Source organism: Bacillus sp. JST-5 (assembly GCF_057747715.1).
The window spans coordinates 83,298-104,729 of sequence record NZ_JBYLHW010000003.1 but is presented as its reverse complement, the minus strand read 5'-3'; the positions used below and the strand labels follow the sequence as shown (position 1 = coordinate 104,729).

Below are 21,432 nucleotides of genomic sequence, written 5' to 3'. Positions count from 1 at the left end.
TGATTATTTGTTGGAGGTGAAGGGGGATGTCTTTTGCATCAGATACGAAAAAAGAGCTGACACAGCTTGAAATTAAACAATGTTGCTCGAAAGCGGAACTATCAGCCCTCATTCGCATGAACGGTTCGCTATCGTTTTCAAATCAAAAAATTATTGTAGATGTACAAACAGAAAATGCTGCGATCGCCAGAAGAATATATACGCTCATTAAAAGAAACTATGATGCTGGAGTAGAACTATTAGTTCGTAAAAAAATGAGATTAAAAAAGAATAACGTATATATTGTTCGGATATCGGAGCAGGCTCGAGAAGTACTATCTGACCTAAAAATTATTGGGGAATATTTTACCTTTACGAACCGAATTAATGAGGAACTGATTAAGAAAAAATGTTGTAAACGTTCATATTTACGAGGGGCTTTTCTTGCTGGAGGTTCAGTAAACAATCCAGAGACATCCTCTTATCATTTAGAAATCGCTTCCATTGATAAAGAACATAACGAAGCATTGTGTGATTTAATGAACCAATTTCAATTAAACAGTCGTGAGTTGGAAAGAAAGAAAGGATATATTACTTATTTAAAGGAAGCGGAAAAAATAGCTGAATTTCTTAGTATTATCGGAGCCCATCATTCTTTATTAAAATTTGAAGATGTACGCATTGTACGAGATATGAGAAACTCAGTGAATCGTCTTGTGAATTGCGAAACAGCGAATTTAAACAAAACAATTGGAGCTTCTTTAAGACAGGTGGAAAATATCCGATATATAGATAAAATGATAGGACTAGAAAGTTTGCCAAGTAAGTTAAGGGAAATTGCGGAACTAAGAATTGCTTATCAAGACGTGACGTTAAAGGAACTAGGGGAAATGGTTTCCGGCCAGAAAATCAGTAAGTCTGGAATTAATCATAGATTACGAAAAATTGATGAAATTGCTGAAAAACTTCGTGCAGGTGAACCAATTGATAAGTTTATGAAATAGTTAGCGAGGGAGAGTAGAATGGTTGAGAAAAGCGTAGTTGTTCATTTAAAGACTGGTCTGCAAGCACGGCCAGCAGCATTATTTGTCCAAGAGGCAAATAAATTTTCATCCGATATATTTTTGGAAAGTAACGGGAAACGTGTCAATGCAAAGAGCATTATGGGGTTAATGAGTTTAGCCATCAGTTCCGGTACTACGGTAAAAATGATCGCAGATGGAAATGATGAAAACGAAGCGATTGAAGCACTCACATCATTTATTCAAAAAAAATCATAAACCCCTTTTCGCCTTTTAAACAACCTGAGATCTGTTTTAATAAGACTCAGGTTGTTTTTTCGTGTTTCGTACGGTTAAGAGTATGGCTTTAGTGGCTAAAAAAGCAGTACCCTGTAACATTCATTTATTCGTACTGTCTTAATATTTTCTTTAAAATGTTTTTTGTACATTCTATTAATTCTAAAGGTTCTTTTATGAGTGCATGTTCTCCATAGGAAAGAAAATAATTAGCAAAAAAATGAAGATCCTCTTTTGCAATCCTTCCTGTAATTACCCCTGATCCATCTTCTCTTATTTGCAAAGTTACGTTTAGCCATTGCTTTGGTTGAAATTTTTCTACACCACTTTTTGTTAACTCCACAACTAAATTCAACATTTCTTGATTTTGTTGGAACATGGCAAAACGATTGTGTAAATGAATGTTTGAAAAGTCCATGGGACTATGATTTTTATCTTCATGTACAGATTTTATCCGATCACAACGGAAAACACGATAATCCTTTCTAAAAAAGCAATAAGATGGACAATACCATCTTCCTTCCATGGCATAAATCCCAATTGGTTGAATGCTTCGACTAGTGACTCTTTCATTTGTTTCATATTCAATAAGTATTACTTTTTGTTCTATGGCTGCATCTAATAACTGTTTTAAAAAGGGGATTTTTTCTTGTTGGTAAACCGAAATCAAATCGATTCGATCCATCATATTGTCTATTTTATCTCTAATATCTCCAGATAGATTCAAATAAAACTTCTTTTTTATCGATTCATATTCAGAATCAAAAGGTAGGGACAGATAATGTCTTAGCGCATGAATTGCGAAAAATATGGAGATTGCTTCATCTTCGCTAAAGGCAATAGGCGGGAGAATTCGTTCATTAATGACTTGATAACCACCGTGTGGCCCTACTTCTGAATATAACGGAACTCCCATTTCGCTTAATTGTTGTAAATCTCTTAAAATCGTTCGCTTGGAAACACCAAACTGTTCGGCTAATTCTCTGACAGTGAATTTTTTCATACGGTTCACCATCATGATCATTTCATTTAACCTTTTTGCTCTTGACATAAAAACCTCCGATAATAGTGACATAAATTGTCATCATTATACTATATAATCTCAACTAGACTATACAAGTGAATTTGCTTGGAAAAACATTTATACAATGTGTTCAAACGAGTCGTTATATGGAGAAACTAATTTTTAAAGGAGGAAGCAATATGTATGTGACTATTTCAGACTTTGTGAAAGAATGGAATAGAGAAGCAATGTTAACGCAAAAAGTATTAGAGGGTTTAACAGATGAATCATTAAAACAAAAAGTCTACCAAGAGGGACGCAGTTTAGGAAGAATTGCATGGCATTTAACGACGAATATTCCAGAATATTTATCTGAATACGGGTTGAAGATAGAAAAAATTGAAAATGGAGAAAATGTGCCGACTTCTGCGAAAGAAATTGCTGACACGTTTAAAAAGATTAGTTCTAAAGTAGCTGAAGTCATTCAAGAGCAGTGGACGGATGAATCTCTGAAACAAATTCAAGTGGCGTTTGGAAGAAAAGAATCGAATGCTACCATTTTTATGGGACTAATTAAACATATTATTCACCATCGTGGACAAATAACAGTTCTAATGCGGCAAGCGGGAATTAAACCTTTTGGAGTTTACGGCCCACCAAAAGAAGATTGGGTTCATTATGGAGTAGAACAGCCTCCTCTTTAAAACTGTATTGAAAAAATGGTTTCAAGATCTGACTTGGAACCATTTTTTTGCATCTATATTAATTTATATAAATAATATTCATTCACAAATTCACCATTAATTTTTAATGAATGAACTTTTTCTCCTTCAATAACAAACCCCATTTTTCTATATAAGTTAAATGCTTTATCGTTGTTTTTAATGACGGTTAGCCCTAATCTTGAAATATCCTGTTCTTTTGCCCATGAAAATATTTGATTCATTAATTTGGTTGCTATCCCCATACCTTGAAAATCTTCTTGAACACCTAATAAAAGATGGGCAGAATGACGATTTCGTTTTAATCGACCACCGATGGCTTGGATAAAACCAACCAATTTATTATCAATCTCAGCAACAAAAATAATAGAATTTTTAACAGATAAAATGTCTTCGATTATTTTCTTTTGTTGTTCAACGGTACGTTTGTTCTCGTGAGGTTCATATAGCATAAAACCTGATTCTTCTACTTTTTTACTTAATTCTAAAAATCTTTCCGCATCATTTAAATGAATTGGTCTTATGATCATTGACAAATCCCCCTATTAATTCTTTCGCAATCGGTTCTTTCGTTGATGATGCTAAAAATGGTTAAATACTTTCTTTATTATTTTGAATATGAGTAATTCCTCTTTTTTGTAATTCTTCTTTTAATAGTTCTATAAAATGATCGTTTAATTGTAATTCTAAAGCTTTTAAATATGCCTCTATTAATAACTCATCACTTAAATTTTTCAAAGCACAACTACTCCTAGATGAATTAATTTTTAACTTTATTAATTAAATCGTTAAAATATGGCTTTACCACAATATCTTTTGCCCCGAATTGAAGAGCTTCAGTTTTATTAAAATCCGTTGCTAAGGAAGTACAAACAATGACTTCAATATTAGGATTTATTTGTAAGATTTCCTTTAATGCTGTGATTCCATCCATATCTCTCATTACAAGATCTAAAATCACTGTGTCAGGATGATGTTTTCTACATAATTCGATGGCTTCGTAACCATCTTTAGCTTCTGCAATCACTTTTAATTCCGAATCGGATTGAAGAATATCACGAATCCATATTCTCATCATTGCAGAGTCATCGACAACTATCACTTTTTTCATTGCAAACATCTCCAAGTGAAAACAAATTGAACAAAACTATATCTTTCTCTTTTCTAATTCAATTTCATTGATAACTTTACCTAGTCTATGTTCATCTTGTTTGTTTAAATTTATAAATTTGATCCCATATATAAATTGCGTACTTTCAACCTTCGATTCTTTTCGAACAAATTCACCCATTAAATTAAATTCTTCATCTTTAAGTTTAAAAATAAGTTGACCAACGATATGATAATGGACAGGTAAATCATAACTTGTAAGAAGCTTCATGCCTCCAACGCTAATGTCATCAATCTCTCCGTCAATATACTTTTCTACCAATTTATTTAGTTTTTCCGTTCCGAAGTCTTTAAAAACAATATAACAATCAACATGGTTGACGTTAATTCGATGAAATCCTCGACGATCAATGATTTTCACATTAGTTCTATTGTGGGAGTTTTTTAGATCATTTTTTAATGATTGAATTTCTCCTTTCATTTTTCTCATTCTTTTATACATCATGGTGATAAATATGATAGCTAGTAAAGATAACAGTACTAACAAGACCGTTATGAAAAGAACAATTGACTCCATATTAGCCCCCTTAAAAACTCATTAAATTTTTTTGGCTTTCCTAACTTATATCCTTGACCGAAATGAACACCAAGCTTTTTTAAAGTATTTATATCATGTTCATGATCGATCCCTTCCACAATGAGATGGATTCCAAACTTTTCACAATACGTGACCATTTCTTTGATGATTTCTTGTTTTTGCAAAGATTGACTTAAATTGATAGAAAAGTATTTATCCATTTTCAAAAAAGAAGGTTGCAATTCTATTATTCTTTTAAAACCACCTTCACCAATTCCGAAGTCGTCAATTGCAAAATGAATTCCAACTTCCTTTAAGGAATTTAAGACCTTTTTTATTGTTTGAAAATCACTAATAGGCTCTTTTTCATTAATTTCAAAAATAATAGCTTGATTTTTTAATAGATTTTTTTTCATAATGTTGTTTATGAACGAGAAAAAATCTTTGTTTAGCAATGTGGATGGAAAAACATTGATAAACAAAGAACCGTCTTTTTTGGTTAAACCTGCTTTCTGGTAGGTTTCAATGGCTTTATGAATGCACCATGTATCAAATTCGTAAAGCCTTCCTTTGTTTATAGCATCATTAAATAATTCTTCAGGCGTAAATTTGTTTGCGCGTAATAGTCCTTCAAAACCGAAAATTTCACCATTCTTCAAGTGATAAATGGGTTGGAAATGATGGAATAATTCACTTTCTTCCATCATGAGAAATGTATCCAAAATATCCCTCCTAAAATAAGAACAGCGTTTACCGAAAAGCAAACGCTGTTCTTTCTATTGGCAACCACTATCAACATTTTTTACATTGATACTAGTCACACAGGTGTAAGTCATAATCTATTGATTTGTCAGCCTTTTTAAACACGCTAAACATAATACAACAATATCCGACATAATTCAAGTTTTTTTAACAATTTTTCGTATTGTTTCTAAATTTTTCTATTTTAAAATAGTAAAATCTCAATTGGATAACAAACAAATGTGCCAAAAATTGTTTTTATTATTGAAATCATTAGCTATTGATAGAAAAAATTAAAATCATTTTCTTATATTGGAAAAACAATTGTATAGTACTTTTATCGCAGGTAATTAGTCCAGTATCATTAGTTGACGCGTTATGGAAGATGTGATTTTTGAAGCGGATATTTCAAGTTGTATGAAAGGATAAGCACAATGAATATATTGAAGATCAATAGCAGAGGATGAAAGTATATAAAAATGAAGGAAAAGCATGAGTTCGAATTTCACGAACTCATGCCTAGGTAACGAGATTATTTTCCATCAAGATGATTTCTTGAAATGATATGGTCAATTAAACCGTATTCTTTCGCTTTTTCAGCAGTCATAAAGTTATCGCGGTCTGTATCGCGTTGGATTACTTCTAGTGGTTGGCCAGTTCTTTCTGCTAAAATTCTATTTAATTTGTCACGTAAGAATAAAATACGTTTTGCAGCAATTTCAATTTCTGTCGCTTGACCTTGTGCACCGCCAAGTGGTTGGTGAATCATAACTTCACTGTTTGGAAGAGCATAACGTTTTCCTTTTTCACCAGCGGCAAGCAAGAATGCTCCCATAGATGCTGCCATTCCGATACAAATCGTTTGAACAGGAGCTTTAATAAATTGCATCGTATCGTAAATTGCCATTCCAGCAGTGATGCTTCCACCAGGGCTATTGATGTATAAAGATATATCTTTTTCAGGGTTTTCTGCATCTAAAAATAATAGCTGTGCTACGATGGAGTTCGCTACTTGATCATCAATCGGGCTTCCTAACATGATAATACGGTCTTTTAATAATCTTGAATAAATGTCATAAGCACGTTCTCCGCGGTTGGTTTGCTCAATAACAGTAGGAATTAAGTTCATGATCGTTCCTCCTTAATTAGGAAATATTAGGAAAGAAATTGAAAAAACTTTCCTTTCTTCTGTTTGATTTTAATCATACAATAAAGGTCAATGAAGGTCAAACATTTCGCACATATGTTTATATCCTTTTCCATCATTGCCATTTTACGCAAAAATAAACATAAAAAAAACTTCTACACAAAAATTTATGCAGAAGTTTTTTCAACTAGCGCCCCCGGCAGGAATCGAACCCACATTTCAAGAACCGGAATCTTGCGTGCTATCCGTTGCACCACGGGGGCATATTTAATTTCCTAATAAAGGACAAAAATTATTATATGATAATTTTATAGAATTTGCAATGTGAACAAGACTGGATTCGCTTGAATTGGAGTCATTGCAAAACCCCCTTTATGTTATTTCATACATTTCTATCATAATAGAAGAAAATCATTCCCAATCACATACAACATAAAATATAGTAAAATGAGGGAGGGGGTTGAACATATATGAATCGTTATGGATTGTACCAGCAGCAAACATTAAAGTTAGCGCTTACACAAGAATTAAAGCAATCAATTGAATTATTACAATATTCATCCTATGAACTTACGACTTTTTTAGAAGAAAAAGCTGCTGAAAATCCCCTCATTGAATTAAAATATGTTGCCAGAGATGACCTGAAAAAGAACCGATCGTTTAACAACAAAACGAAATCAAACGACTCAGATTGGATTCAAAATATTGGATCAAAACAACAAACATTGGAAAATTACTTGATTCAGCAGATTCCAATGAAAAACATCACATCCTTTGAAAAAAAAGTTCTCTTATATCTTATCGGGAATTTAGATCATAACGGATATTTAACGATTGCAGATGACGATGTCTGTTCTCGGTTTTCCATTGATTTATCAACGTATCATCATATATTAAACATTTTACAATCGTTTGAGCCTGCAGGTATTGGTGCGAGAAATTTACAAGAATGCTTACTTATCCAACTAAAGAGAGAAACGAACTCCTCGGCATTGGCGATACAAATCATCGAAAATCATTTTGAACTTTTCGCGGAAAAGAAATGGAAGAAAATTTCAACCTTAATAAATGTATCATTGTCAAATATTCAAGCAGTATATGATAAAATTCAAACATTACATCCAAGACCGGGATCTATGTTCGATCTAGAGCGTTCCTCTTATATTATTCCTGATTTTATTGTGAAAGAAACAGACGGTCAATGGGTCGTCCAGTTAGTTGAATATGGGGTCCCTCAGCTTGAATTGAATGAACAATACGATTTCGAATGGAAGTCTTACGAGGATACAAACATCAACCGTTTCCTTTCTAATTGCAAACAGGAGTTTAACTGGTTGAAAAAAAGTTTGGAACAAAGAAAATTGACAATGGTCAAAGTGATGGAGAAAATTATTGAATATCAGGGGGAATTTTTTCAGCATGGCTTCAAGTATTTAAAACCGTTAACGATGAAACAAATTGCCGAAGACATCGACATGCATGAGTCAACCGTTTCACGTGTTGTCAAAAATAAATTTGTGCAAACACCATTTGGAACGATTCCATTGAAAGATTTCTTCCCATCTGGTGTACAATCAGAAGAAAATGAACAAACGTCAGATATCTTTATCAAAAAAGAAATTCAGCGCATGGTTGATCAAGAAGACAAAAGAAAACCAATATCGGATCAACAAATGGTTGAACAATTAAAGGAAAAAGGTATCCACGTTTCAAGAAGAACAATTGCCAAATACCGCTCACAACTAGGGATATTATCTTCATCTAAAAGAAAACGCTATGAATAGAAAGGATTATTTCAAGTGAAGAAACAACTAATTTTATATACAAGAAATCGTTGCCCATTATGTGAGAAAGCAAAAGATGTATTAATACAACTACAAAAAGAAATTTCATTTGAACTTATCGAGTTAGATATTGAACAAAAAGATGAATGGGTGGAGCAATACGGATTAATGATTCCTGTAGTTTCTTTTGCAGGGGAAGTTATTCAATATGGACAAATCTCAAAAGAAGTAATAAAAAAACATTTATTAGAACATACTATGAAGTGAAAATAGTTGAAATGGAAAATGGTAACTGCTACAATGAGATTGACAGCAGGAATCATTTTTTTTACAACAAGCGGGACAAAAAACGCATACGCGGGACAAAAAATGTCCCTACTATACTTTTGGGGAGGATCAAATTGCATTCGCTGTTAAAGATTCAAAAGAGAGTGTTACCGGATCTTATACAAGTTATGCAAAAACGGTATCATATTTTAAAATTCATCGGGATGATGGAACCTGTCGGCAGAAGAAGTCTTTCGCAAAATCTCGGCATGACTGAACGGGTTCTGAGAAGTGAAGTTCAGTTTTTAAAAGAGCAAGACTTAATATCGATTTCCAGTACCGGGATGTCTTTAACAAAAGACGGGAAAGAAATCCTTGATGAATTAGACAGTTTAATGGGAGAAATCACTGGTCTTCATGAACTCGCCCATCAAATAAAAGAAAGATTTTCTATTAAACATGTCGTTGTCGTATCCGGTAATAGTGATGAGTCCCCTTGGGTAAAGAGTGAGCTAGGTAGGGCAACGGTTCAAAGTATGAAACGTTGCTTAAAAGACAAAAATATAATTGCTGTCACAGGCGGTACTACAATGGCTTCAATTGCAGATTCTCTTTCCCCTGAGTTTACAACGAATGAGGTAATATTTGTCCCTGCTAGAGGCGGAATTGGAGAAGATGTAGAGAACCAAGCGAACACGATATGTGCGAAAATGGCAGCAAAAACAAATGCGAAGCATAAAGTGTTATATTTACCTGATGAAGTGACAAAGGATCTCTATGATTCGTTCATAAAAGATCCGAATATTAAAGAAGTGCTCACTCTCATCCAATCAGCCAATATCGTTTTGCATGGTATTGGTGATGCATTAACAATGGCTGAAAGAAGAAAGACACGTAAAGAAGCATTAGAAAAGATTATTGAAAGAAAAGCAGTTGGTGAAGCTTTCGGTTACTACTTTAATGAAAATGGTGAAGTCGTACATAAAGTACAGACCGTCGGCTTGCAACTGGAAGATTTACAAAATGTTGAGCATATCTTTGCAGTTGCTGGAGGAGCATCAAAAGGAAAAGCGATATCCTCTTATTTAAAGCAGGCGCCGAAAGGAACCATATTAATTACAGATGAATCTGCAGCTTTACAGTTACTAAAAGGGTAACCTTTTAAATATAGAAGATTTTTTAAGGAGGAAATTAAAATGGCAGTAAAAGTAGGAATAAATGGTTTTGGTCGTATTGGAAGAAACGTATTTCGTGCAGCATTAAAAAATCCGAACATCGATATTGTCGCTGTTAATGACTTAACAGACGCAAACATGCTAGCTCATTTGCTTAAATATGACTCTGTTCACGGTACACTAAATGAAGAAGTATCTGTAGATGGAGATTATTTAGTCGTTGGTGGAAAACGAGTAAAAGTTCTTGCTGAAAGAGACCCTGCCAAACTTGGTTGGGGAGATCTAGGTGTAGATATTGTTGTTGAATCTACAGGCCGTTTCACCAATCGTGAAGATGCAGCAAAGCATTTAGAAGCAGGAGCGAAAAAAGTAGTTATTTCCGCACCAGCTAAAAATGAAGATATCACGATTGTTATGGGTGTTAACGAAGACAAATATGATCCTGGAAACCACCATGTCATTTCAAACGCATCTTGTACAACAAACTGCTTAGCACCATTTGCGAAAGTGCTACATGAAAAATTCGGTATTAAACGCGGAATGATGACTACTATTCACTCTTATACAAATGACCAACAAATTTTAGATTTACCACATAAAGATTATCGTCGTGCACGCGCAGCAGCTGAAAATATGATTCCTACAACAACTGGAGCGGCTAAAGCTGTAGCATTAGTATTACCAGAATTAAAAGGTAAATTAAACGGTATGGCGATTCGCGTCCCAACACCAAACGTATCTGTTGTTGATTTAGTAGCTGAACTTGAAAAAGAAACAACTGTTGAAGAAGTAAATGCTGTATTGAAAGATGCTGCTGAAGGTGAATTAAAAGGAATTCTTGCTTACAGTGATGAACCATTAGTTTCTCGTGACTATAACGGAAGCACTGTTTCTTCTACAATTGACGCATTATCTACATTAGTCATGGAAGGAAAAATGGTAAAAGTCCTCTCTTGGTATGATAACGAAGCAGGTTATTCTAACCGTGTTGTTGATTTAATTGATCACATTGCTAAAAAAGGATTTTAATTAAGTTATACTAATGTTAAAAATGTGACATATTTTTTATCGAATTTGATGGAAAAATGATCCGCTACCATCTATAATGAAAAGGGGAATAAGGGGAGTGGGGGCAATCCCCTCTCCTTTTTATATGTCAATGGCTTTTTTGTCGATAGTCAAAAATAAGGGAGGATCCTTTTGCCATGAACAAAAAAACTTTGAAAGATATTGATGTTAAAGGAAAACGTGTATTTTGTCGTGTAGACTTCAATGTACCAATGAAAGATGGAAAAGTGACAGATGATACTCGCATTCGCGCTGCTATTCCAACGATTGAATATTTAATGAATGAAGGTGCGATTGTCCTTCTTGCTAGTCATTTAGGCAGACCAAAAGGACAAGTAGTTGAAGAATTACGCTTAACTCCAGTAGCACAACGCCTATCAGAACTATTAGGCAAACCGGTAAGAAAAGTGGATGAAGCTTACGGAGAAGCAGTCAAACAAGAAATTGCGTCTATGAATGAAGGTGACGTTTTATTATTAGAAAACGTTCGCTTCTATAAAGGGGAAGAAAAAAATGACCCTGAGCTGGCGAAACAATTTGCTGAATTAGCAGATGTTTATGTGAATGATGCTTTCGGTGCAGCTCATCGTGCACATGCATCCACAGAAGGAATTGCTAAATATTTACCGGCAGTAGCTGGATTTTTAATGGAAAAAGAATTAGATGTACTAGGTCGAGCTCTTTCAAATCCTGAACGTCCATTTACAGCCATCATTGGTGGAGCAAAAGTAAAAGATAAAATTGGAGTTATTGAAAACCTTTTAGATAAAGTAGACCATTTAATTATTGGTGGAGGTCTAGCTTATACCTTTATCAAAGCGAAAGGTTATGAAATCGGTCAATCATTGCTTGAGGAAGATAAAATCGAATTAGCGAAACAATTTATGGCAAAAGCAGAAGAAAAAGGCGTTAAATTTCATATGCCAGTTGACGCTGTTGTAGCTGATGAATTTTCCGAAACAGCTAACCATAAAGTGGTTTCAATCGATGAAATTCCTTCCGATTGGCAAGCATTAGACATTGGTCCAAAAACACGTGAGCTATATAAAGAAATTGTGCAACAATCTAAATTAGTCATTTGGAACGGACCAATGGGAGTTTTTGAAATGGATGCCTTTGCAAATGGTACAAAAGCAATTGCTGAAGCATTAGCAGAAGCGAAAGATACGTACTCTGTCATTGGTGGTGGAGACTCAGCTGCTGCAGTAGAGAAATTTGGACTTGCTGATCAAATGAGTCACATTTCAACAGGTGGCGGTGCTTCACTAGAGTTTATGGAAGGTAAAGAACTTCCTGGCGTTGTCGCGCTGAACGACAAATAGAAAGGGTGGAACAAATGAGAAAACCAATTATCGCCGGTAACTGGAAAATGCATAAGACTCTTCAAGAAGCAAAACAATTTGCTGAAGAGGTTAATGGTCTTGTTCCAAGCAAAGATATCGTAGATAGTGTTATTTGTGCTCCGGCATTATTTTTAGAGCGCTTAGTAGAATTGACAAAAGACTACCCAGTAGAAATTGGTGCACAAAATATGCATTTCGAAGAGTCTGGTGCTTTTACAGGAGAAATCAGTCCTGTTGCGTTGCAAGATCTTGGCGTAAAATATGTGATTATTGGCCATTCTGAGCGACGTGAAATGTTTAATGAAACCGATGAATCTGTTAATAAAAAAGTTCATGCAGCGTTTAAACATCAATTGATTCCAATTGTTTGTGTTGGTGAAACCCTTGAGCAAAGAGAAAACAATGAAACTAAAGCCGTTGTTGGCGAACAAGTGAAAAAAGCTTTAGAAGGACTAACAGAAGAACAAGTGAAAAATACCGTTATTGCCTATGAACCAATTTGGGCAATTGGAACAGGAAAATCTTCTTCTGCCGATGACGCTAATGAAGTATGTGCTTTTATTCGTCAAACGGTACGTGAAATGTTTACTCCTGAAGCAGCAGATCATCTTCGCATTCAATATGGCGGTAGTGTAAAACCTGCAAATATTAAAGAATATATGTCTTGTTCTGATATTGATGGTGCATTAGTTGGCGGTGCCAGCTTAGAACCAAAATCGTTCTTACAATTATTGGAGGCAGCTTCTCATGAGTAAATCACCAGTAGCTCTGATCATCTTAGATGGTTTTGCACTTCGGGATGAAACGAAGGGAAATGCAGTAGCCCAAGCGAAAAAACCGAATTTTGACCGTTATTGGAATACATACCCACACAACACGTTAAAAGCATGTGGAGAAGCGGTAGGTTTGCCAGAAGGTCAAATGGGAAACTCAGAAGTCGGTCATTTAAACATTGGGGCTGGAAGAATTGTTTATCAAAGTTTAACACGTGTAAATATCGCCATCCGTGAAGGCGAATTTGCGAAAAATGAAACCTTTTTGGATGCGATGAATCACGTTAAAGAAAAAGGAACGAACCTTCATATTTTCGGGCTTTTATCTGATGGAGGCGTTCATAGTCACATCCATCATTTATATGCATTATTAAAACTTGCAAAAGATGAAGGCGTAAAAAATGTTTATGTTCACGGATTTTTAGACGGACGTGATGTAGGTCCGCAAACAGCGAAAACCTATATTCAAGAAACGTTAGAAAAAATGAAAGAATATGGCGTTGGACAATTCGCAACCATTAGCGGAAGATATTATTCCATGGATCGCGATAAACGTTGGGAGCGCGTGGAAAAAGCTTATCGAGCAATGGTTTACGGTGAAGGTCCAACATATACGGATCCGCTACAATTAGTTGATGATTCGTATGCACATGGCATTTATGATGAATTTGTTATTCCATCAGTTATCGTGAAAGAAAATGGTGAGCCAGTCGCAACGATTAAAGATCAAGATGCCGTCATTTTCTACAACTTTAGACCAGACCGTGCAATACAAATTTCCAATACATTTACGAATAAAGATTTCCGTTCGTTTGATCGAGGACCAAAACATCCAGAGAATTTACATTTTGTATGTTTAACTCACTTTAGTGAAACCGTCGACGGTTATGTTGCTTTTAAACCAACAAACTTAGATAACACGCTTGGAGAAGTGTTATCCCAACACGGTTTAAAACAGCTTCGTATAGCCGAGACAGAAAAATATCCTCACGTCACATTTTTTATGAGTGGTGGACGTGAACAAACATTCCCGGGAGAAGAAAGAATTTTAATTGACTCTCCGAAAGTTGCAACGTACGATTTAAAACCAGAAATGAGTGCTTACGAAGTAACAGAAGCACTGATGAATGAAATTGAAAAAGATAAATTTGATGCCATTATTTTAAACTTTGCGAATCCTGACATGGTTGGTCACTCTGGAATGCTAGAACCTACCATTAAAGCGGTGGAAGCCGTTGACGAATGTTTAGGAAAAATAGTTGATCTCATTTTAGAGAAAAACGGTGTTGCTATTATTACCGCTGACCATGGAAATGCGGATGAAGTCGTGACTCTAGAGGGAAAACCGATGACAGCCCATACAACAAACCCGGTACCAGTGATTGTTACGAAAAAAGGTATCGAATTAAGAGATGGTGGTATTCTTGGTGATTTAGCACCGACTATGTTAGATTTGCTCAATATCCCTCAGCCGGAAGAAATGACCGGTAAATCTTTAATCAAAAAATCCAACGAATAAGGAGAGATGATTTATGCCATTTATCACTGATATTTATGCACGTGAAGTATTAGATTCCCGCGGTAATCCAACAGTAGAAGTTGAAGTTTACACAGAATCTGGCGCATTTGGTCGCGCATTAGTTCCAAGCGGTGCTTCTACTGGTGAATATGAAGCGGTTGAACTTCGTGACGGAGATAAAAAACGCTATTTAGGTAAAGGTGTTTTAACAGCTGTCAAAAATGTCAACGAAGTCATTGCCCCTGAATTAGAAGGATTTAGTGTATTAGATCAAGTTGCTGTTGACCAAGCTCTAATTGAGTTAGATGGCACTGAAAATAAAGGAAAACTTGGTGCTAATGCTATTTTAGGTGTATCTATGGCGGTAGCTCACGCAGCAGCAGACTACTTAGGTCTTGATTTATATCAATATTTAGGTGGATTTAATGCTAAACAACTTCCTGTACCAATGATGAACATTTTAAATGGCGGTGCTCATGCGGATAACAACGTAGACATTCAAGAATTTATGATTATGCCAGTAGGTGCAACTAGCTTTAGAGAAGCATTACGCATGGGAGCTGAAGTGTTCCACAGCTTAAAAGCTGTATTAAAAGATAAAGGCTTAAACACAGCAGTTGGAGATGAAGGTGGTTTTGCTCCTAACTTGAAATCTAATGAAGAAGCATTACAAACAATCATGGAAGCTATTGAAAAAGCGGGTTATAAACCAGGTGAAGATATAATGCTAGCAATGGACGTAGCTTCTTCTGAGTTATTTAATAAAGAAGATGGCAAATATCATCTATCCGGTGAAGGTGTTGTCAAAACATCTGAAGAAATGGTCGATTGGTATGAAGAATTAGTAAACAAATACCCAATTGTTTCAATCGAAGACGGATTAGATGAAAACGATTGGGAAGGTCATAAACTATTAACAGAACGTATCGGTAAAAAAGTTCAATTAGTTGGAGATGACTTATTCGTAACTAATACGAAAAAATTAGCACAAGGAATTGAGCAAGGCGTAGGCAACTCTATTTTAATTAAAGTGAACCAAATCGGTACTTTAACAGAAACATTTGATGCAATTGAAATGGCGAAACGCGCTGGATACACAGCAGTTATTTCTCACCGTTCTGGTGAAACTGAAGATAGCACAATTGCTGATATTGCAGTAGCAACAAACGCTGGTCAAATTAAAACAGGTGCACCATCTCGTACCGACCGCGTAGCTAAATACAATCAATTACTACGCATTGAAGATCGTCTTGGCGAAACTGCTCAATATCTTGGAAAGAAAGCATTTTACAATATTCAAAAATAATTGTGAAAAAGTGCATGGAATTGATACCGACCCCCGAAAATTAGAGTAATAAATCTACCTTTCGGGGGTAACAACCATCCCGTGCGCTTTTTTTTTGCTATGGGAGAAAATATTTGAAAGTTAATCTTTATGGATTGGATGGTTCGAAAAAAATTTGCAACTAATTTCGATTTATTTGCAAGCTGAACGAATGAGAGAGAATTTGTTACACAAGCGATCGAAAAAACTTGCAACTCACATGGATATATTTGCAAGTCGATGGTTCTGGGGCGATTTTTTGAAAAAAGGATGGAATGGCAGTTGCCAATCCAAACCAATCGAATGTATATTTGCAACTCTGATAAACGAATTTGCAAGCTTAGATTAGGTATTTGTAACTTTCAAAAGTTATTTGCAACTAGAAAATATGGTATTTGCAAGTGGACGAAAAAAATTTGTAACTAAAGAAAATTTATTTGTAACTCTTAAATACGAATTTGCATGTAGACAAATAATCTTGCAACTCATGTTGTTTTATTTGTAACTAGAATATTTGAGGTAGATTTTCCATCCAAAAGAAAGGATTGACTTGTGCAATCCTGATCAATAGATTGAATACTTGCAACCTTATCAACCCGAATTTACAAGTTCCAGTTTGGTATTTGTAACTTATCAATTTAGTTATATTCAGAAAATGGCATGCTGCATTGAAGAGAACCTTTTGTTAATCATACCGAATACAGAATAGTTGATGATATTTGAAAATCATTTGTTTTCATAGCTAGTTTATGGTAATATGAAACATATGCTATGTACGTATGCAGGGGGTTGGACATTTTGTACACGTTCTTAATCGTATTATTAATCATCGTATCGCTTGCATTGATTGCCGTTATTTTACTTCAATCGGGTAAAAGCGCAGGATTATCCGGAGCCATTTCCGGTGGAGCGGAACAGCTATTTGGTAAGCAAAAAGCTAGAGGACTTGATTTAATTCTTCATAGAATCACCATCGTGTTAGCCATCATTTTCTTTATTTTAACGATTACTATCGCTTACTTTATTTAAGGGAAACTTCCTGATCCGGTTGGGTCAGGATTTTCTTTTGTTTGAAACATGGATGAACTCAACAATCTTGCTAAAGAATATTAGTAACTAGATTTAAGGGAGTTTTGCTTGATGAAAAGAATTGCACCTAAGCCATTTACATTTGAAGCAGGAAAAAGAGCTGTATTATTACTTCACGGATTTACAGGAAATTCTGCTGATGTACGAATGCTCGGAAGATTTTTAGAGAAAAAAGGATATACATGTCATGCCCCGCAATATCGTGGTCATGGTGTCCCACCCGAAGAGATTGTCAAATACACGCCTGATGATTGGTGGGAAGACGTCATCAAAGGATATGAACATTTAAAAGAGCTAGGCTATGAAGAAATAGCTGTTGCGGGTTTGTCTTTAGGCGGCGTTTTTTCATTAAAATTAGGGTACAATTATCCTGTAAAAGCGGTTATTCCGATGTGTGCACCAATGTACATACGCAGTGAACAAGTGATGTTTAATGGACTTGTAGAATACGCAACAGAATATAAAAGACAAGAAGGAAAATCAGAGGAAATAATCCAAGCGGAAATCGAAGCCTTTAAGAAAACACCGCACACTCTTTTAAAACAATTGCAAAATCTTATTCAAGATGTGCGAGAACATGTCGATTTAATCTATGCACCTACATTTGTTGTTCAAGCAAGAAACGACCATATGATTAATCCAGATAGCGCTAACATTATTTTTAATGAAGTAGAAGCGACTATAAAAGAATTAAAATGGTATGAAAAATCAGGTCATGTTATTACGCTTGATCAAGAACGGGATCAGCTTCATGAAGATATTTATTTGTTTTTAGAAAAATTGGATTGGGAATACTAAGAAAAGATTATTGATACGAGAAGGGAGGGTTCTCGTTTGGTTGAAGAACATATTCAAAAACATATTGATGAACTATTAGCATATATGAAAGAAGAAGCGTACAAACCTTTAACCGTACAAGAACTGGAACAAGCATTCCAAATTAAAGATTCCGAGGAGTTTAAAGACTTTGTTAAAGCTCTTGTTTACATGGAAGAAAAAGGAATGGTTGTTCGTACGAGAAGCAATCGATACGGAATACCTGAAAAAATGAATTTGGTCCGAGGAAAGCTCACCGGTCATGCAAAAGGATTTGCTTTTGTAATCCCAGATGAACCAGGATTAGACGATATATTTATTCCACCGGGTGAAATGAACAATGCATTGCATGGAGATACGGTATTAGTTCGTGTTTCCTCACAATCAAACGGTGCAAGAAGAGAAGGGACCGTTGTTCGAATCCTTGAACGTGGATTAACGCAAATTGTTGGAACATATACAGAAAGTAAACATTTCGGATTTGTCATACCAGATGAAAAGAAATTTGCTGGAGATATTTTTATTCCAAAAAATGCTTCCAAAGGCGCTGTCGAAGGGCATAAAGTGGTCGTGAAATTAACTTCATATCCCGAAGGTAGAATGAGCGCAGAAGGGGAAGTTATAGAAATTTTAGGCCATAAAAACGATCCTGGTGTCGATATCCTGTCGGTGATTCATAAATATGGTCTTCCACTTGCATTTCCTGAAGATGTATTAGAACAAGCGAATCAAACGCCAGATGAAATTGACCCAAAAGAAATAAAAAATCGAAGAGATTTAAGAAATGAAGTTATCGTTACGATTGACGGTGCCGATGCGAAAGATTTAGACGATGCGGTAACAGTTAAAAAACTAGATAACGGAAACTACAAACTTGGCGTTCATATTGCGGATGTTAGCTATTATGTTCCAGAAGGTTCACCGATTGACCGAGAAGCATTTGAACGGGGGACAAGCGTGTATTTAGTCGATCGTGTCATCCCAATGATTCCACATCGATTGTCTAACGGCATCTGTTCGTTAAATCCGAAAGTAGATCGTCTAACGTTATCGTGCGAAATGGAAATTACTCCAGAAGGCGAAGTTGTTAAACATGAAATCTTCCAAAGTGTGATCAAAACAACGGAACGAATGACTTATTCGGATGTGAACAAAATTTTAGTAGATAAAGATGAAGAACTTCGTGAAAAGTATGCTCCACTTGTCCCAATGTTTGAAGAAATGGAAGAATTGGCTGCCATTCTTCGCAAAAAACGAATGAATCGTGGTGCGATCGATTTTGACTTTAAAGAATCCAAAATTTTAGTAGATGAAGATGGAAAGCCAATCGACGTGGTCATCCGCGAACGTTCAGTTGCAGAACGGTTAATTGAAGAGTTTATGTTAGTGGCAAATGAAACGGTAGCTGAACATTTCCACTGGTTAGATATGCCGTTTATTTACCGTATTCACGAAGATCCGAAAGAAGATAAGCTTCAACGGTTCTTTGAGTTTATTACAAACTTTGGATTAATTGTACGTGGGAAAGCGAATTCCGTTCATCCTCGGGCATTACAAGAAATAATTGAAGCCGTTCAAGGGAAACCAGAAGAAATGGTCGTATCAACGGTTATGCTCCGTTCAATGCAACAAGCGAAATATTATCCGGAAAGTTTAGGACACTTTGGATTGTCAACCGATTTCTATACACATTTTACTTCTCCTATTCGCCGTTATCCGGATTTAATTGTCCATCGCCTCATTCGCACCTATTTAATTGAAGGGAAAATGGATGAAGCGACGCGTGTGAAATGGAATGCTCGACTGGATGAAATAGCTGAACATAGTTCGAAAATGGAACGTAGAGCAGTGGATGCGGAACGTGAAGTAGAAGATCTGAAAAAGACTGAATATATGGAAGATAAAATTGGTCAACAATTTGATGGAATTATTAGTTCTGTCACAAACTTTGGGATGTTCGTTGAATTACCAAATACTATTGAAGGACTTGTCCACGTCAGCTATATGGTTGATGATTATTACCGTTATGATGAAAGACATTATGCAATGATTGGAGAACGAACAGGCAATGTCTTTCGGATCGGAGATGAAATTACCGTTGAAGTTGTGAATGTGGACAAAGATGAACGTTCGATCGATTTTGCTATCGTCGGTATGAAAAATACAAGACGAAGAGAGGTAGAGCAACCGAAGAAAATATTGAAAGTACGTACGGGACGAGAAAAGAAAAAAGAAGAACATGATGAATGGTCAACACGGAAACCGAAAAAGAAAAAATCAAAAGCTCTTCGTAATGAGCCTGTAAGTAAAAGAAAAAAGAAACGAAGAAGATAACAAAGTGTTTAAGTGCCTGGCTAAATTTGCCTGGCACTCATTGTATTATCCATCTTTTCTTGTTAAAATAATGTGTACGACACCTGAAGAGTGAGAGGGGATAATATGCCTAAAGGTGAAGGAAAACAAATAGCGCAAAATAAAAAAGCCTATCACGATTATTTCATAGAAGAAACGTATGAAGCGGGAATTGTCCTTCAAGGTACAGAAATTAAATCTATCCGTGCAGGTAGGGTAAACTTAAAAGATTCATTCGCCCGCGTGCAAAAAGGGGAAGTCTTTCTCCATAATATGCATATCAGCCCATATGAACAAGGAAATCGTTTCAACCATGATCCATTAAGAACAAGAAAATTGTTATTGCATAGAAAAGAAATTAATAAATTAATTGGTGAAACGAAAGAGCAAGGATATGCACTTGTTCCGTTAAAACTTTATTTGAAAAACGGATATGCCAAGATATTATTAGGTCTAGCTCGCGGTAAGAAAAAATATGATAAACGTGAAGAATTAAAGAAAAAAGAAGCAAAACGCGAAATCGAACGTGCATTTAGAGAAAGACAAAAAATGTAAATAGATGAATGAATTGCTTTTGAAAACAAAGCAAAATGTGTTATAATAATAAAGCACCGATTCTCGTGAATCGGATATAATAATTTATATCAAGGGGACGCTACGGATTCGACAGGGGTAGGTCGAGCTTAGGCTGCGAGCCGAGGGGGTCGTCCTCGATAAAACGCCAAGCCATAATAACTGGCAAAACTAACAACAACTACGCTTTTGCTGCTTAATTAGCAAAGCGGATCCTCCCTCCATCGCCCATGTGGTAGGGTCAGGGTCTCATTCGAGTGGGCTACGCCATTTGTCCTCCGTCTGTGGACAGTGGAAGAGAACCAATCAGACTAGCACTTTGGAAGCCTGTCGATAGGCCGAAAAAGCTGCGAAACCTAAATATATCGACTACGCTCGTAGACGCTTAAGTGCCGATACTTCTGGACGTGGGTTCGACTCCCACCGTCTCCACCATACATAAGATGGTGGATTTTTTATTTTTGTATGTGACAGGAACCATAAAATTTCCGTTTGGAAGTTTTGTGGTTCTTTTTAGATATATTTCACATCAAAACACTCACTTTGTGTGAGTGTTTTTTTATGATTAAGAATTAAGAGTTATTTTTCAATATATGGTAAAATTCAGTCAAATAATATAAAAATAACTGAGTATATCATTCATGACGGATTATCGCTTATTTAAATTGAAGTTATCTACTATCAGAGTAGATTCGTTGAATAACACAAAGGACTAAAGAGTATATGAGTTTTATATAATTGATACAGTTTCAAAACTCTTGGAAATCAAGGG

Annotated in this window: 22 protein-coding genes, 1 tRNA gene and 1 other RNA gene; 16 read left to right on the top strand and 8 right to left on the bottom strand. The window is 35.6% G+C overall.

All coding sequences use genetic code 11. The annotated features are described in order from the left end of the window. The first annotated feature begins 26 nt into the window (after nt 1-26). Nucleotides 27-983 carry a DNA-binding protein WhiA gene (gene whiA, locus AC3ASS_RS01815; protein WP_488281787.1) on the top strand — a complete coding sequence of 319 codons (957 nt, stop codon included), beginning with the start codon at nt 27-29 and terminating at the stop codon, nt 981-983. Between the two features lie 18 nt (nt 984-1,001). After that, nucleotides 1,002-1,259 carry an HPr family phosphocarrier protein gene (locus AC3ASS_RS01810; RefSeq protein WP_488281786.1) on the top strand — a complete coding sequence of 86 codons (258 nt, stop codon included), beginning with the start codon at nt 1,002-1,004 and terminating at the stop codon, nt 1,257-1,259. Between the two features lie 124 nt (nt 1,260-1,383). On the opposite strand, the gene AC3ASS_RS01805 is transcribed toward AC3ASS_RS01810, so the two are convergent. Beyond that, nucleotides 1,384-2,328: a helix-turn-helix transcriptional regulator gene (locus AC3ASS_RS01805; RefSeq protein WP_488281785.1), complete on the bottom strand. Its 945-nt coding sequence runs from the start codon at nt 2,326-2,328 to the stop codon at nt 1,384-1,386. A gap of 152 nt (nt 2,329-2,480) precedes the next feature. On the opposite strand from AC3ASS_RS01805, the gene AC3ASS_RS01800 reads away from it, so the two are divergent. Further along, nucleotides 2,481-2,984, top strand: coding sequence for a DinB family protein (locus AC3ASS_RS01800; RefSeq protein ID WP_488281784.1), 504 nt, complete (start codon nt 2,481-2,483; stop codon nt 2,982-2,984). A gap of 53 nt (nt 2,985-3,037) precedes the next feature. Here the strand turns inward: AC3ASS_RS01800 and AC3ASS_RS01795 are convergent, their stop codons facing one another. The 7 genes from AC3ASS_RS01795 to AC3ASS_RS01765 form a co-directional block, all read right to left on the bottom strand. After that, a complete protein-coding gene (locus AC3ASS_RS01795) occupies nt 3,038-3,532 on the bottom strand; it encodes a GNAT family N-acetyltransferase (protein WP_488281783.1) in 495 nt (164 codons plus the stop codon). Nucleotides 3,533-3,593: 61 nt separating this feature from the next. Further along, complete coding sequence (sda, locus tag AC3ASS_RS01790; RefSeq protein WP_488281782.1) at nt 3,594-3,740, bottom strand: sporulation histidine kinase inhibitor Sda; 147 nt, start codon at nt 3,738-3,740, stop codon at nt 3,594-3,596. Between the two features lie 22 nt (nt 3,741-3,762). Next, entirely contained in the window at nt 3,763-4,113 is a 351-nt protein-coding gene (locus AC3ASS_RS01785) for a response regulator (RefSeq protein WP_488281781.1), read from the bottom strand. A gap of 36 nt (nt 4,114-4,149) precedes the next feature. Further along, nucleotides 4,150-4,689: a PilZ domain-containing protein gene (locus AC3ASS_RS01780; protein ID WP_488281780.1), complete on the bottom strand. Its 540-nt coding sequence runs from the start codon at nt 4,687-4,689 to the stop codon at nt 4,150-4,152. After that, nucleotides 4,665-5,411, bottom strand: a complete 747-nt coding sequence (locus AC3ASS_RS01775; RefSeq protein ID WP_488281779.1) for an EAL domain-containing protein — start codon at nt 5,409-5,411, stop codon at nt 4,665-4,667. Before AC3ASS_RS01775 ends, AC3ASS_RS01780 begins: the two co-directional genes overlap by 25 nt. A 551-nt stretch (nt 5,412-5,962) precedes the next feature. Further along, nucleotides 5,963-6,559 (bottom strand): ATP-dependent Clp endopeptidase proteolytic subunit ClpP, encoded by a 597-nt coding sequence (gene clpP / locus AC3ASS_RS01770; RefSeq protein WP_488281778.1) that lies wholly within the window; start codon nt 6,557-6,559, stop codon nt 5,963-5,965. A 209-nt stretch (nt 6,560-6,768) separates the two neighbouring features. Further along, nucleotides 6,769-6,840: transfer RNA gene (locus AC3ASS_RS01765), tRNA-Arg, on the bottom strand. A gap of 207 nt (nt 6,841-7,047) precedes the next feature. On the opposite strand from AC3ASS_RS01765, the gene rpoN reads away from it, so the two are divergent. The 13 genes from rpoN to ssrA all read left to right on the top strand — a co-directional run bounded on the left by rpoN (nt 7,048) and on the right by ssrA (nt 21,095). Beyond that, nucleotides 7,048-8,361 (top strand): RNA polymerase factor sigma-54, encoded by a 1,314-nt coding sequence (rpoN, locus tag AC3ASS_RS01760; RefSeq protein ID WP_488281777.1) that lies wholly within the window; start codon nt 7,048-7,050, stop codon nt 8,359-8,361. A 15-nt stretch (nt 8,362-8,376) separates the two neighbouring features. Further along, on the top strand, nt 8,377-8,628 hold the full coding sequence (locus AC3ASS_RS01755) for a glutaredoxin family protein (RefSeq protein ID WP_488281776.1): 252 nt from the start codon (nt 8,377-8,379) through the stop codon (nt 8,626-8,628). Nucleotides 8,629-8,762: 134 nt separating this feature from the next. Then, nucleotides 8,763-9,785, top strand: coding sequence for a sugar-binding transcriptional regulator (locus tag AC3ASS_RS01750; protein ID WP_488281775.1), 1,023 nt, complete (start codon nt 8,763-8,765; stop codon nt 9,783-9,785). 39 nt (nt 9,786-9,824) lie between these two features. Next, on the top strand, nt 9,825-10,832 hold the full coding sequence (gene gap / locus AC3ASS_RS01745) for a type I glyceraldehyde-3-phosphate dehydrogenase (protein ID WP_488281774.1): 1,008 nt from the start codon (nt 9,825-9,827) through the stop codon (nt 10,830-10,832). Nucleotides 10,833-11,008: 176 nt separating this feature from the next. Then, the gene (locus tag AC3ASS_RS01740; protein WP_488281773.1) at nt 11,009-12,193 is read left to right on the top strand and encodes a phosphoglycerate kinase; all 1,185 of its coding nucleotides are present in this window, start codon (nt 11,009-11,011) and stop codon (nt 12,191-12,193) included. Nucleotides 12,194-12,207: 14 nt separating this feature from the next. Continuing rightward, entirely contained in the window at nt 12,208-12,969 is a 762-nt protein-coding gene (gene tpiA / locus AC3ASS_RS01735) for a triose-phosphate isomerase (protein WP_488281772.1), read from the top strand. Continuing rightward, nucleotides 12,962-14,506: a 2,3-bisphosphoglycerate-independent phosphoglycerate mutase gene (gene gpmI, locus AC3ASS_RS01730; protein WP_488281771.1), complete on the top strand. Its 1,545-nt coding sequence runs from the start codon at nt 12,962-12,964 to the stop codon at nt 14,504-14,506. The genes tpiA and gpmI overlap by 8 nt, the downstream gene beginning before the upstream one ends. 13 nt (nt 14,507-14,519) lie before the next feature. After that, nucleotides 14,520-15,812 (top strand): phosphopyruvate hydratase, encoded by a 1,293-nt coding sequence (gene eno / locus AC3ASS_RS01725; RefSeq protein WP_488281770.1) that lies wholly within the window; start codon nt 14,520-14,522, stop codon nt 15,810-15,812. 789 nt (nt 15,813-16,601) lie between these two features. Continuing rightward, complete coding sequence (secG, locus tag AC3ASS_RS01720; RefSeq protein WP_488281769.1) at nt 16,602-16,859, top strand: preprotein translocase subunit SecG; 258 nt, start codon at nt 16,602-16,604, stop codon at nt 16,857-16,859. A 111-nt stretch (nt 16,860-16,970) separates the two neighbouring features. Beyond that, nucleotides 16,971-17,717: an alpha/beta hydrolase gene (locus tag AC3ASS_RS01715; protein ID WP_488281768.1), complete on the top strand. Its 747-nt coding sequence runs from the start codon at nt 16,971-16,973 to the stop codon at nt 17,715-17,717. A gap of 84 nt (nt 17,718-17,801) precedes the next feature. Beyond that, nucleotides 17,802-20,069: a ribonuclease R gene (gene rnr / locus AC3ASS_RS01710; protein WP_488281800.1), complete on the top strand. Its 2,268-nt coding sequence runs from the start codon at nt 17,802-17,804 to the stop codon at nt 20,067-20,069. A 105-nt stretch (nt 20,070-20,174) separates the two neighbouring features. Next, entirely contained in the window at nt 20,175-20,642 is a 468-nt protein-coding gene (gene smpB / locus AC3ASS_RS01705) for an SsrA-binding protein SmpB (RefSeq protein ID WP_488281767.1), read from the top strand. 93 nt (nt 20,643-20,735) lie between these two features. Next, nucleotides 20,736-21,095, top strand: a transfer-messenger RNA (tmRNA) gene (ssrA, locus tag AC3ASS_RS01700). Nucleotides 21,096-21,432: the final 337 nt, after the last annotated feature.